The sequence below is a fragment of the Sinorhizobium sp. P24N7 genome (genome assembly GCF_042436655.1).
In the GTDB taxonomy this organism is placed as follows: domain Bacteria; phylum Pseudomonadota; class Alphaproteobacteria; order Rhizobiales; family Rhizobiaceae; genus Sinorhizobium; species Sinorhizobium meliloti_A.
On the sequence record NZ_JBHMIW010000013.1, the window covers coordinates 182,088 to 194,411 of the forward strand.

Sequence of the window (12,324 nt, forward strand, 5' to 3'; positions counted from 1 at the left end):
CCCGGATCAAAGCAGGATATCGGTGTAGAGCTCGGAGACATCCGGCTCCGGATCAGACTGGGCGAAATCGGCACTGTCCGCCACGATGTCGCGAACCTCCTTGTCGATCTGCTTCAGTTCGTCCTCGGTGGCCCAGCCTTTATCCGTCAGACGGGCCTTCACCTGCTCGATCGGATCATGCTCCGAACGCATCTTCTGCACTTCGTCCTTCGAGCGATACTTCGCCGGATCGGACATCGAATGGCCGCGATAGCGGTAGGTCAGCATTTCGAGGATGATCGGGCCCTTGCCGGAACGGCAATGTTCGACCGCCTCGTCGGCAGCGGCCTTGACGGCGCGGACATCCATGCCGTCGACCTGATAGCCGGGAATGCCGAAGGAAGCGCCGCGCTGGGAGAAATCGGTCTGTGCCGATGCCCGCGACACGGAGGTACCCATGGCATAACGGTTGTTCTCGACGATGTAGATCACCGGCAGCTTCCAGAGAGCGGCCATGTTGAAGCTCTCATAGACCTGACCCTGGTTCGCCGCACCGTCGCCGAAATAGGCGAGGCTCACATTGTCGTTGCCGCGATACCTGTTGGCGAAAGCGAGGCCGGTCCCCAGCGAGACCTGCGCACCGACGATGCCGTGGCCGCCATAGAAGTGCTTCTCCTTGGAGAACATGTGCATCGAGCCGCCTTTCCCCTTGGAAAGGCCCCCACGGCGACCGGTGAGCTCCGCCATCACGCCGCGCGCACTCATGCCGCAGGCGAGCATGTGGCCATGGTCGCGATAGCCGGTGATGACCTGGTCGCCCTCTTTCAGGGCCAGCTGCATCCCGACGACGACGGCTTCCTGACCGATATAGAGGTGACAGAAACCACCGATGAATCCCATGCCGTAAAGCTGGCCGGCCTTTTCCTCGAAACGCCGGATCAACAGCATTTCGCGGTAGGCCTTGAGATCGTCTTCCTTGGAGAATTCGGCCATCGTGCCGCCGGCAAAATCTTTCTTGGCCGGCTTGGCAGCGGTCTTGCGGCTGGAAACGGACGCGGATTTTCGCGGAGCCATTCGTTCCTCCCAATGGTTAGCCTTTGGCGGCTACCATAGGGAAAGAAAAGCGCGGCAGCAATGCTATATTTGCATGGCTATTATTCGCGTCAACGCATTGATATATAATATGATTTCGAGATTAACCTATTTCAGGTTAATCATCGGAATGGTGGAAAATAACGATCTCATCGCTGCGCGACATGTTGAGCGCGAGGCGAGCCTTCTCATCCAGCATGTCTCTCTCGAGCGAACCGTCGCTCATCAGCTCGACTTCCTTTTCCAGGATTTTTCGCGTCTGAGTGAGCTCGTCCAGCCGTGCCTGCCGCTCGGCAATCTGACGGTCAAACTCCTTCGTCGCCTCCAGACCATAACCGCCATGGATCGAATGATAGCCGAAATAGGAAAGGAAGGCGACCGCCAGCAACGGCACCACCAATCGCCCCAGTTTCCGCTTCTTGTGATGCCGTGTCCACATCGCTCATGCCCTGAATTGAGTTGGCGCGGGCTGCAGGAGATACTGCAAACCATTGTCCCGCGCCCGCTCCAATACGCAGTACGAAGATGAAGACTAGCGTCGATTGATTAACCGACGGTTGACCATAAACAATTTCCGAATGGAAAGAGAACTCGGAGGACGGAGCGGTCGGCAAGCGGGACGAAGGAGACTCGTGACGACGCCGCTTTTCCCTTCTCCCCGTCAAACCGTCAGGGCTGCTCCTCTGGCGGGAGCCGTTGCTACGGAGAGAAACCGGCTGGTCAGGCCGCTTGTCGTCTCCCCCACAAGGGGGGAGAACCCGTGACAGTTTTGGGCATGCGAAGGTCAAACCGTTTATCGTATGCCCCAGGGCAATCGTCCCGCGAGAGGATCAGATGCCCCCGCCTTTCAATCAACCGCGCAACACGGAGCGGCCGGCATATTGCGCCTGCGGGCCGAGCTGCTCTTCGATACGGATCAGCTGGTTGTACTTGGCGAGCCGGTCGGAACGGGCGAGCGAGCCGGTCTTGATCTGACCGCAATTGGTGGCGACCGCGAGGTCGGCAATCGTCGAATCCTCGGTCTCGCCGGAGCGGTGCGACATCACGGCGGTGTAACGCGCCTTGTGGGCGGTCTCGACCGCGTCGAGCGTTTCCGAAAGCGACCCGATCTGGTTGACCTTGACGAGGATGGAGTTCGCGACGCCCATCTTGATGCCGTCGCGCAGGCGCGCAGAATTGGTCACGAACAGGTCGTCGCCGACGAGCTGGCACTTGTTGCCGACGAGGTCGGTCAAGGATTTCCAGCCGTCCCAATCGTCTTCAGCCATGCCGTCCTCGATCGAGATGATCGGATATTTGCCGGCGAGCTCGGCGAGATACTCGGCCATGGCGCCCGGCTCCAGCGTACGGCCCTCACCCTCGAGGACGTACTTGCCGTCCTTGAAGAATTCGGTCGAAGCGCAGTCGAGAGCGACATACATGTCCTCGCCCGGTTTGTAGCCGGCCTTCTCGATCGACTTCATGATGAAGTCGAGGGCTGCCGGCGCGGAAGCGAGGCCCGGCGCGAAGCCGCCTTCGTCGCCGACATTGGTGTTGTGGCCGTCCGCGGCAAGCTGCTTCTTCAGCGTGTGGAAGACTTCCGAACCCATGCGGACGGCGTCCTTCAGGGTCTCGGCGCCGACCGGCATGATCATGAATTCCTGGAAGTCGATCGGATTGTCGGCGTGAGCGCCGCCATTGATGATGTTCATCATCGGAACGGGCAGAAGATGCGCATTCGGGCCGCCGACATAGCGGTAGAGCGGCAGGCCCGAGGCTTCCGCGGCGGCCTTGGCGACGGCGAGCGAAACGCCGAGAATGGCGTTGGCGCCGAGGCGCGACTTGTTCGGCGTGCCGTCGAGCTCGATCATGGTACGGTCGATCTGAATCTGGTTTTCAGCGTCGAGGCCGCCGATCGCTTCGAATATCTCGCCGTTCACCGCATCGACGGCGCGTTCGACGCCCTTGCCGAGGTAACGCGTGCCGCCATCGCGCAGTTCGACGGCTTCATGCGCACCGGTGGAGGCGCCCGAGGGAACCGCCGCGCGACCGAAACTGCCATCCTCGAGATGGACATCGACCTCGACGGTCGGGTTGCCGCGGCTGTCGAGTATCTCTCGGCCGATGATGTCGATGATTGCAGTCATGATCTCTTCCCTTGTGGACGATGATAATGGTCGGCCTGTCTTAATTCACGGCCCCGAAATTACAATGGCGCCGGGATCGCAAAATCCGGCCGCCGGCCCGCTTCATGAAAAATTCACGAAGCGGGACGCCGGGGCTCACGCTTTCGCAACAGCGTCGAAGGCCAGCAGCTTTTCAAGCAGCCGCGGCATGTCCTTCAGCGGCACCATGTTCGGACCGTCGGAAGGCGCGTTGTCGGGATCCTCGTGGGTCTCTACGAAGACACCGGCGACACCGACAGCGACGGCCGCGCGCGCCAATGTCTCGACGAACTCACGCTGGCCGCCCGTGGAGCCTCCCTGGCCGCCCGGCTGCTGCACGGAATGGGTCGCATCGAAGACCACCGGAGCGCCGAGTGCCGCCATGATCGGCAGCGAGCGCATGTCGGAGACCAGCGTATTATAGCCGAAGGAAGCGCCGCGCTCGCAGAGAAGCACGTTCGGGTTGCCGCTCTCGGTGAACTTGGCAAGGACGTTCTTCATGTCCCAAGGGGCGAGGAACTGGCCCTTCTTGACGTTGATCGCCCGCCCCGTTTTCGCGGCGGCGACGAGCAGATCCGTCTGCCGTGACAGAAAGGCCGGGATCTGCAGGATGTCGACGATCTCGGCCACGGCAGCGCATTGCTCTTCCGTGTGGATGTCGGTCAGGACCGGAAAGCCGAACTCCCGCTTGAGGTCGGCGAAGACCTCCATCGCCTTGTCGAGCCCGATGCCGCGCTTGCCGGCGAGCGAGGTGCGGTTCGCCTTGTCGAACGAAGATTTATAAACGAGTCCGAGCCCGAGCGATTTGCAGAGTTCGACGAGCTCCCCCGCAATCATGAAGGCGTGTTCGCGGCTCTCCATCTGGCACGGTCCGGCGATCAGTGTCAGCCGTTCCTTCTGCGAGAACACCACCTGGCCGGCACCTTCGCCGACGACGACTCTTGAATTGGTTTCCATCATCATCCTCCAAAGGCGAAGATTACACCCTGCCCCGGCGCTTCCGGAACGATGAGGCGTCCGCCCATTTCTGCGAATTCGATATCGTTCTGCGCAAACAGCGCCCGCGTGGCCTCCAGGTCGCTCACGTGGAAGACCACGGCGCGACCCCGCAAGCCGCGCTCTGCACCCTCGATTGAGCGACCGAAGAATGCCTGCACGCCGGCCGGGGTCAGGACGCTGATTTTGGCACTGCCTGACTGGATGTCCATGCCGAAGGAATGGGCCGAGACCTCGCGCTCGTCCACAGCTTCCTGCAGAAGATACTGGAAATCCGTCGGGTTCTGCTCCGAAAGCACGACCTCGGCAATGCCGAGCACGCCGTTTCCATGGCGGTGAAGCGAGCTGCTGTCGACCGGCAGCGCACGCAGGCGTTGACAGGCAAAAAGGAAAAAGTCCGGCGAACGCAGGTCCGCTGCAAAGGAAAGCCGAAACGAACCGAGCCCTTCGCGCCCGTCGGGCAGCCGCAAAGGCCGTGAGAATTCGAGCATTTCGCCGCCGGAGATGCCGCGGGAGCGGAACCGGATGTGATCTTCGGCAGCGTCCGGCGTCCCGAGCACGACGGCCGACAGACCCTCGGCCCCCTGGCGAAAGCGAAAAGCCTGGTCACGCGCCACGAAGGCGTTGCCTTCAAGCGCGGCTGCCTCGCATTCCTCCCGCGAAGCGACGGCGAGCGGCTCCAGATAGGTGTTATCCGAGAAGAAGACGCAGGCATTCGCGGTGCCGAACGGGTGGCGCGCCTCATCGGCAACCGTGAAGCCGAGCGCCGCCAGGCGCTGCCTCGTCCGCGCGAGATCGGCCACCGGCAGCACGAGATGATCGAGCGGGCGGGCGGTTCGCTTGGATTGGCTCATGGCGGATTCCCTGATGACCGGTTTGCCGCTGTTTGCAACTTTTGACCGCCGATTGCAAGCGCGGCGGCGGGCGCCCGGAACCGTGACCGGAAATGCGAACGGCCGCCTCTTGCAGGCGGCCGCAGAAGTGATTGCCCGTTCGGTGACCCGGCTATACGAGCCGGGACTGTTCGAGCGCTGCCTCGATGAAGCTCGAAAAGAGCGGGTGCGGATCGAGTGGACGCGACTTCAGTTCCGGATGGTACTGAACGCCGATGAACCAGGGATGGTCGGGATACTCGATCGTCTCCGGCAGAACGCCATCCGGGGACATGCCGGAGAAGACCAGGCCGCAGGATTCCAGGCGGCTCTTATAATCTACATTGACCTCGTAGCGGTGGCGATGACGCTCGGAAATATCGGGCGACCCATAGATCGCGGCGATCTTGGTGTCGGGCTTCAAGGCGGCGCGATAGGCGCCGAGGCGCATGGTGCCGCCGAGATCGCCCGCGGCGGACCGCGTCTCGAGTTCATTGCCCTTCACCCACTCGGTCATCAGGCCGACGACCGGCTCCTTGGTCGGGCCGAACTCCGTCGAGGACGCCTTTTCGATACCGGCGAGATTGCGCGCCGCTTCGACGACGGCCATCTGCATGCCGAAGCAGATGCCGAAATAGGGCACCTTACGCTCGCGGGCGAAGCGCGCCGCATTGATCTTGCCTTCCGAGCCGCGTTCGCCGAAGCCGCCCGGAACGAGAATGCCGTGGACCTTTTCCAGATAGGGCGCCGGGTCCTCCTTTTCGAAGACCTCGGACTCGATCCACTCGAGCTTGACCTTGACGCGATTGGCGATGCCGCCATGGTAGAGCGCCTCGATCAGCGACTTATAGGCATCCTTCAGGCCGGTATATTTTCCGACGATCGCGATCGTCACCTCGCCTTCCGGGGTGCGGATCCGGTGCGCCACGTCTTCCCAGGCTTCCATGCGCGGCTTCGGCGCCGGCTCTATGCCGAAGGCGGCAAGCACTTCGTTGTCGAGCCCTTCCTTGTGATAGGCGATCGGCACGTCATAGATCGAAGCGACGTCGAGCGCCTGGATGACCGCGGACTGGCGGACATTGCAGAAGAGCGACAGCTTGCGGCGTTCCGCTTCCGGAATTTCGCGGTCGGCGCGCACGAGCAGGATATCCGGGTGAATGCCGAGCGCCTGCAGTTCTTTCACGGAGTGCTGGGTCGGCTTCGTCTTCAGCTCGCCCGCGGCCGGAATGTAGGGCATCAGCGTCAAATGGACATAGACGGCGGTGCCGCGCGGGAGGTCGTTGCCGAGTTGGCGGATCGCCTCCATGAAAGGCATCGCCTCGATATCGCCGACGGTGCCGCCGATTTCGCAGATAACGAAATCGTAGTCCTCATTGCCTTCGGTGACGAAGTTCTTGATTTCATTTGTGACGTGCGGAATCACCTGGACCGTCGCGCCGAGATAGTCGCCACGCCGCTCCTTGTCGATAATGTTCTTGTAGATCCGCCCCGTGGTGATGTTGTCGGTCTTGCTCGCCGAGCGGCCCGTGAAACGCTCGTAGTGCCCGAGATCGAGGTCCGTCTCCGCGCCGTCGTCGGTGACGAACACCTCGCCGTGCTGGGTGGGGCTCATGGTGCCCGGATCGACGTTCAGGTAGGGATCGAGCTTGCGCAGCCTCACACGGTAGCCACGCGCCTGCAGCAACGCTCCAAGAGCGGCCGCAGCGATGCCTTTTCCGAGGGAGGAGACCACGCCGCCAGTGATGAATACATATCGCGCCATGGGAGTCACCGGATACCTTTTCACAAACGATTCCGCCACCGAAAAATTCATCTTTCAGAATTTTCCGTGCGGAAGGGCGGATTTCACACAAAACAAAACCGGCGGATGAAGCCATCCGCCGGCAGATCTTCTGATTTGCGGCCTTACTGACCGCTCGGAACTTGCGATCCCGTATTGCCGTTGGCGCCAGCAGCCGGGGCTGCGGGAGCCGGAGCGGCAGGCGCGGCACCTGCCGGGGCCTGAGGCGCGGCAGTACCACCTGCCGGTGCGGCATTGTTGGCGCCGTTGCCGTTGGCCGGAGTCTCGGTGTTTCCGCCGGCCGGTGCGGTCTGACCGCCACCGAGCGAATCGAGAACGCCGCCGCTCGAGCTCGTTCCCGGGATACGGTCGAGAATGTCGGTCGCCTGCGGCTCGTAGCGCGAAAGAATGCCCATCGCCAGCGCCAGGGCGAAGAAAAGGAAGGCCAGAATGGCGGTCGTTCGGGTCAGCGCATTGGCCGTGCCACGCGCAGACATGAAGCCCGAGCCCCCGCCGATCCCGAGACCGCCGCCTTCGGAACGCTGAATGAGAACGACGCCGATCAGGGCGACGACCACCATGAGATAGATGACGAGTAGTATGGTCTGCATCAGCTTCCAGTCCTGCCCTCTGCGGGGCATGCGAATCGAACGGCGCCGGCCTCACCGTGGGGCCGCGTCAAATTTGGCGCCTCTTTATACCAAGCCGCCAGCTATTCCAAGTCCCGCGGCAATCAGGCAGTCAATTCTTCATAGGCCCTGTAGATGGCGAGGAAATCATCCGCTTTCAAGCTCGCGCCGCCGATCAGGGCGCCGTCGACATTGGCAACGCCCATGAGTTCCTTCGCATTCGAGGGCTTGACGGAACCTCCATAGAGGATGCGCATCTTGCCGCCTTCCGCGCCGAAGCGCGAGACGAGCTCGCGGCGCATGAAGGCGTGCGCCTCCTCGACGTCGGACACGGTGGGCGTCAGGCCGGTGCCGATCGCCCACACGGGTTCGTAGGCGATCACCGTGTTTTCTGACGTCGCCTGATCCGGGAGGCTCTCGGCGAGCTGGCGCTTCAGGATGTCGAGCGTCCGGCCGGCCTTGCGCTCCTGTTCCGTCTCACCGACGCAAACGATCGCGACGATATCCGCGCCATGCGCGGCCTCGGCCTTGGCACGCACCAGTGCGTCACCTTCGCCATGATCGGTGCGCCGTTCGGAATGGCCGACGATCACATGAGTGCCGAAACAATCGGCGACCATTTCAGCCGAGACTTCGCCGGTATGGGCTCCCGACTGCTTCTGGTGGCAGTCCTGAGCCCCGATCATCAAAGGGCTGTCGTCGCAAAGCGCGGTCGCAACGTAAAGCAATGTGGCCGGCGGGCAGATCAGGGCGTCCACCCTCGCGGAAAGGTCGCCTTTGACGCCCTCGGCCATTGCCTTGATCTGATCGAGAGACGCGCGTGTTCCATTCATCTTCCAGTTGCCGGCGACGAGCGGGCGGATATCGGGCGTCATGGGGTCTCCTCCAGATCAGGTCTCTTCGTCTCGGCAAGCGGCGTAGCAAATCGCTCGCGTAAAAAAAAGGCACCAGCCGGATTATTCGGTGTCGACTCTCCGAGCACGGCGAATCCGCCCACCCCGTCCAGCGTTGCCGGCGCTCGAGCCAATGGGAAATCGTCCCGACGAAAGCGAATAAAAACGGCGCCGTGGGCGTCTAAGGCGGAGACGTTCTACCGCCACGTAGACGTACGCACCGGGCGTCGGAGTCTGCCATGCTGCGCAACAGCGACAACGGTTTCGGAACGGTGACGATCGCCCTTCACTGGACGATCGCCGTTCTGATCCTCGGGCTTATCCTCGCCGGCATCGTCATGCGGCGCTTCGAGATCGACCCGGCTTTGCAGTTCTCCCTTTACCAGTGGCACAAGTCGTTCGGCTTCACGGCCTTGGGACTGGCTGCGTTTCGGATGCTCTGGTGGCTCGTGGAAACCAGTCCGGCCGCCTCTCCGACCCTTGGCCCGATGGAGCACATGGCCGCGCGCGCCACGCATCTGTCGCTCATCGCGCTCGCACTCCTCGTGCCACTGTCCGGCTGGGCGGTCGTGTCGGTCTCCACGCTGGCGATCCCGAGCTTTTATTTCAACTTGATCGTCATTCCGCATCTGCCGCTCCCGAAATCCGAGGCTTCGGAAGCGTTCTGGGCCTTCGCCCATGCAACGCTCGCCTATGTGACGCTTGGCCTGGTCGCAATCCACGCGGCGGCAGCATTCTATCACCATCTCGGGCGGCGCGACTTGGTGCTCATCCGCATGCTTCGCTCCGGGCCGATGCCGCGCACCGGCAGCACCGTCAACACTTCTGAAAAGGACGACACCGTTGTCGAGAGGAAACGCATATGACCAGCCCAGGCAAGCAGTCCATGGCAGTGGCCCTGCCGCTTTCGCTTCTCGCCCTTGGCCTCGCAGGGACGCCGGTTGAGGGCGCAAAAGCGCCGGCACTTGCGAATGCTGCCGGGAACTACCGCATCGCGAGCTCCTCGAGTATTCAGTTCAGCGTCGGACAAGTGGGTGGCAGCGGCGGCATTGCCGGCAGCTTCACTAAATTCTCGGGCATATTCCGGATCGATGGCGATGACATCGGCCGATCCTCCGTGGAATTCACGCTTTTTCCGGAGAGCGTGAAGTCCACCGAGCGCCGGATCGAAGACTTCCTGCGCTCCAGCGCAGTGTTCGATGCGGCCAACCACAAGACCGTGACCTTCCACTCTACCGGCGTCAGCCAGACCGGCCCGGACACCGCAACGATCAAGGGCGTTCTGACCGCCCGCGGCAAGAGCCGCAAGGAGCGTTTCGACGTGAGGCTCACCGACTGGAACAGACGGTCGATTTCCTTCACGATCCGCGGCAGCATCCGCCGCTCGCCCTACGGCATGACCGTCGGGACGCCCATTTACTCCAATGTCGTGGACTTCGACATGAACATAAGGGGGCAGAAGCGCTAGGTTTGCCCAGGCGCCAAAGCCGTGCGCCGCCAGAAGTCCGAGACCATTGCCGGATCGCGCAGTGCCTCCAGTCTTTCCCAGGCGGGAAATGATGCTTCGAAAACGGCCGGGCTCATGCGGACGTCCTGGGACGGATTGACCGCACCGCCGGCCATAGCGGCAATCTCGTCGAGAGCGTCGAGCAGCTTGACCGTGGCCTCGCCTTGATTGGCAAAGTCCATGGTCAGGGTGAAGCCCGGCCTCGCAAAGGAGAGAAGCCCCGGGGAGGCTATGTCACCGAAACGCTGCAGCTTCGTCGCTACGGACGCATGACCGGCACGGCGGGCTGTTTCAAGCAACCGCGCCGTCGTCTCCGGCGCGGTCGCGACGGGATAGACGCTTTGATGCTGGCAGAGGCCACGCCGCCCGTAGAGCCTGCGCCACCCGCCGATCGCGTCGAGAGGGTGAAAGTGGGAAGTCCACGTCTCCGTCGACACGGTCTCGCCACGGTCGCGCTTGCGAAAGCGGTATTCGTTCAGCAGTCTCAGCGTCACGCTGTTGAACAGACTGAAGGGCGGAGAAAAAGGCACGGCGAGCCTCGGCCCCTTCGGGACGTCAGGATATTCGCAAGCGCCGTCGGCGTGATCCGCGGCGAACAGCACGCCCCTCCCCATGCGCCGTCCCGTCGCGAGTTGGTCGAGCCAGGCTACGAAATACTCGTGTTCCTCTTCGGCTCGTTCGGCCAGCGTGAAATACCGATCGAGGCTGTCGAAGCGATGCACGTGCCGCTGGACATGCGGCGACGGCACCTTCATCAGCCGAAGCTCGACGTCGAGGATCAGCCCGGTCAGTCCCAGGCCGCCGATCGTCGCAGCGAAGAGCTCTGCATTCTCCTCGGGCGAGCAGACCAGGCGTTCGCCCGTCGAACGCAGCAGGGTCAGGCGCCGGACGTGATTGCCGAAGGAGCCACGCGCATGGTGATTTCCGCCGTGGACGTCGTTGGCGACGGCGCCGCCGACGGTGACGAGGCCCGTCGCCGGCGTCACGGGAAGAAAAAAGCGGTGCGGGACGGCGCGCGCGAGCAGGTCGGCAAGGATAGCGCCGGCCTCACAGCGAATGGTCCCACTTCCCGGATCGAAAGACAGGATGCGGTTATGCCTCCTGCTTGCGATAAGGGTCCCAAGTTCATTGCGGCAAACGTCGCCATAGCTCAGGCCATTGCCCACGGGAAGAAACGCCATGGGGCCCACCGAGCTCATGCCGTCCTCGTAGTCATCGGGTGAAACGGTCGGTTGAGAGCGGTTTCCAAACCGCCCTGCGTTCTCGGAATCGTCCATCCTCATTGCCGCCGTCAACTCCACAACCGATCGCGTTAGTCTAGAGCGGGGTGAGGAAAAGTGTGTGCGGTTTTCCGCCCGCATCCCGCTCCAACTTCTTGGAATCGATCACGTTCATGTTTTTAGGTCGACCCGACCTAAAAACATCGTGATCTAGCGGTCGAGAATCCAGTTCAGCGCCTCTCGCCAGTCCGTCATCCTGATCGGAGTTCCATGCGAACCTGTTTCGAACAGGACGAAGCGGGCAGGATAGTCCTTCGATCTGAGGCTGCGATAGAACGCGATCTGGGACTCGGCCGGATAGACGCTGTCGCGGCTGCCGTGGCTGAAGAATATCGGCAGCCGCGCCCCGTAGGCGGCACTTTTGCGAAAGTCGGGGTCGGCTGGACCGCCCATGATCATCATGCCGCCAAGGGCCGAGACGGTCGCCTCTTGGCGGGCTATGCCCCAGCAGATGAAGCTTCCCATGGAGGCACAGGAAAGGACCACCGGCCGGCCGCCGGAGCGCTCCGCGGCGAAACGGATCAGAGCCGAAATATCCGCTACGCCCGCAGCATCGAAGGACCTGACGCTTGGAGCGTAATAGGTACCGCCATTGACGACAGTCAGATTTTTGAGGCGATTGAAATTGCCCCCGAACGAGAAATCATTGGCACCGAGACGGCGGTCTCCGCCGCGACCATGGATGAAGATCACGGTGAATGCGGCGCCGCGATCGGGGCCGACGCGAGTGACGTCAAGCCCCCGCTCTCCCAGAGCGAGCGTCTCGTTCACCTGGACGCTCTTGACACCGAGCGACACGTAAGCGCGCTTCACCCGTCGCTCGGGTATCTGGTCGCGCTCGTTGATGTCGCGGAGCTCCTGGTAATCGACAACGCGGAAGTCGCCGCCATCCGCCTCGTGAAGCAGTTTGCTATAGCGAAAAAGCGCATCCTTGTAGGGCTCAAGGGGTTCGGCCCTTGCGGAAACGGCAAGGCTCGCAAAAAGAAGTGCGCCGATCAGATGCCGTATGGAGAAAAGAATTGTGGACATGGACACCCGATCGGCTCCCTCGTTCGGCGCATGCCTTGCCACCGGCGCCTCGGCCAAGCAACACTGGCGCGGCAAATCTGGCTCATTAAAGGGTATTTCTTCCTCCGGGGCATCGAAATTCGC

General features: G+C 62.3%; 12 protein-coding genes. 2 read left to right on the forward strand and 10 right to left on the reverse strand.

Going from position 1 to position 12,324, the window contains the following annotated elements; genetic code table 11:
* Positions 1 to 6: 6 nt before the first annotated feature.
* The 8 genes from pdhA to tpiA form a co-directional block, all read right to left on the reverse strand.
* Complete coding sequence (gene pdhA / locus ACFHWW_RS22775; RefSeq protein ID WP_379940939.1) at positions 7 to 1,053, reverse strand: pyruvate dehydrogenase (acetyl-transferring) E1 component subunit alpha; 1,047 nt, start codon at positions 1,051 to 1,053, stop codon at positions 7 to 9.
* A gap of 136 nt (positions 1,054 to 1,189) precedes the next feature.
* Positions 1,190 to 1,510 carry a septum formation initiator family protein gene (locus ACFHWW_RS22780; RefSeq protein WP_100673941.1) on the reverse strand — a complete coding sequence of 107 codons (321 nt, stop codon included), beginning with the start codon at positions 1,508 to 1,510 and terminating at the stop codon, positions 1,190 to 1,192.
* A gap of 412 nt (positions 1,511 to 1,922) precedes the next feature.
* On the reverse strand, positions 1,923 to 3,197 hold the full coding sequence (gene eno / locus ACFHWW_RS22785; protein WP_010969226.1) for a phosphopyruvate hydratase: 1,275 nt from the start codon (positions 3,195 to 3,197) through the stop codon (positions 1,923 to 1,925).
* A gap of 135 nt (positions 3,198 to 3,332) precedes the next feature.
* Positions 3,333 to 4,175, reverse strand: coding sequence for a 3-deoxy-8-phosphooctulonate synthase (gene kdsA, locus ACFHWW_RS22790; RefSeq protein WP_198516847.1), 843 nt, complete (start codon positions 4,173 to 4,175; stop codon positions 3,333 to 3,335).
* The gene (locus ACFHWW_RS22795) at positions 4,175 to 5,065 is read right to left on the reverse strand and encodes a VOC family protein (protein ID WP_379940942.1); all 891 of its coding nucleotides are present in this window, start codon (positions 5,063 to 5,065) and stop codon (positions 4,175 to 4,177) included. The genes kdsA and ACFHWW_RS22795 overlap by 1 nt, the downstream gene beginning before the upstream one ends.
* A gap of 151 nt (positions 5,066 to 5,216) precedes the next feature.
* The gene (locus tag ACFHWW_RS22800) at positions 5,217 to 6,854 is read right to left on the reverse strand and encodes a CTP synthase (protein ID WP_379940997.1); all 1,638 of its coding nucleotides are present in this window, start codon (positions 6,852 to 6,854) and stop codon (positions 5,217 to 5,219) included.
* A 134-nt stretch (positions 6,855 to 6,988) separates the two neighbouring features.
* On the reverse strand, positions 6,989 to 7,474 hold the full coding sequence (secG, locus tag ACFHWW_RS22805; protein WP_379940944.1) for a preprotein translocase subunit SecG: 486 nt from the start codon (positions 7,472 to 7,474) through the stop codon (positions 6,989 to 6,991).
* Between the two features lie 122 nt (positions 7,475 to 7,596).
* Positions 7,597 to 8,367 (reverse strand): triose-phosphate isomerase, encoded by a 771-nt coding sequence (gene tpiA / locus ACFHWW_RS22810; protein WP_018097818.1) that lies wholly within the window; start codon positions 8,365 to 8,367, stop codon positions 7,597 to 7,599.
* A gap of 257 nt (positions 8,368 to 8,624) precedes the next feature.
* Between tpiA and ACFHWW_RS22815 the strand changes: the two genes are divergently transcribed.
* Entirely contained in the window at positions 8,625 to 9,251 is a 627-nt protein-coding gene (locus ACFHWW_RS22815) for a cytochrome b (protein WP_379940946.1), read from the forward strand.
* On the forward strand, positions 9,248 to 9,853 hold the full coding sequence (locus ACFHWW_RS22820; RefSeq protein WP_379940948.1) for a YceI family protein: 606 nt from the start codon (positions 9,248 to 9,250) through the stop codon (positions 9,851 to 9,853). The genes ACFHWW_RS22815 and ACFHWW_RS22820 overlap by 4 nt, the downstream gene beginning before the upstream one ends.
* Here ACFHWW_RS22820 and ACFHWW_RS22825 read toward each other — a convergent pair.
* A complete protein-coding gene (locus ACFHWW_RS22825) occupies positions 9,850 to 11,175 on the reverse strand; it encodes an FAD-dependent oxidoreductase (RefSeq protein ID WP_379940950.1) in 1,326 nt (441 codons plus the stop codon). The two genes, ACFHWW_RS22820 and ACFHWW_RS22825, sit on opposite strands and share 4 nt — an antisense overlap.
* A gap of 147 nt (positions 11,176 to 11,322) precedes the next feature.
* Positions 11,323 to 12,258 (reverse strand): alpha/beta hydrolase, encoded by a 936-nt coding sequence (locus tag ACFHWW_RS22830; protein ID WP_379940952.1) that lies wholly within the window; start codon positions 12,256 to 12,258, stop codon positions 11,323 to 11,325.
* Positions 12,259 to 12,324: the final 66 nt, after the last annotated feature.

Bases quoted from the DNA above. Each gene is read 5' to 3' on its own strand.
- pdhA (WP_379940939.1), bottom strand. From the start codon at position 1,053: ATGGCTCCGCGAAAATCCGCGTCCGTTTCCAGCCGCAAGACCGCTGCC.
- ACFHWW_RS22780 (WP_100673941.1), bottom strand. From the start codon at position 1,510: ATGTGGACACGGCATCACAAGAAGCGGAAACTGGGGCGATTGGTGGTG.
- eno (WP_010969226.1), bottom strand. From the start codon at position 3,197: ATGACTGCAATCATCGACATCATCGGCCGAGAGATACTCGACAGCCGC.
- kdsA (WP_198516847.1), bottom strand. From the start codon at position 4,175: ATGATGGAAACCAATTCAAGAGTCGTCGTCGGCGAAGGTGCCGGCCAG.
- ACFHWW_RS22795 (WP_379940942.1), bottom strand. From the start codon at position 5,065: ATGAGCCAATCCAAGCGAACCGCCCGCCCGCTCGATCATCTCGTGCTG.
- secG (WP_379940944.1), bottom strand. From the start codon at position 7,474: ATGCAGACCATACTACTCGTCATCTATCTCATGGTGGTCGTCGCCCTG.
- tpiA (WP_018097818.1), bottom strand. From the start codon at position 8,367: ATGACGCCCGATATCCGCCCGCTCGTCGCCGGCAACTGGAAGATGAAT.
- ACFHWW_RS22815 (WP_379940946.1), top strand. From the start codon at position 8,625: ATGCTGCGCAACAGCGACAACGGTTTCGGAACGGTGACGATCGCCCTT.
- ACFHWW_RS22820 (WP_379940948.1), top strand. From the start codon at position 9,248: ATGACCAGCCCAGGCAAGCAGTCCATGGCAGTGGCCCTGCCGCTTTCG.
- ACFHWW_RS22825 (WP_379940950.1), bottom strand. From the start codon at position 11,175: ATGAGGATGGACGATTCCGAGAACGCAGGGCGGTTTGGAAACCGCTCT.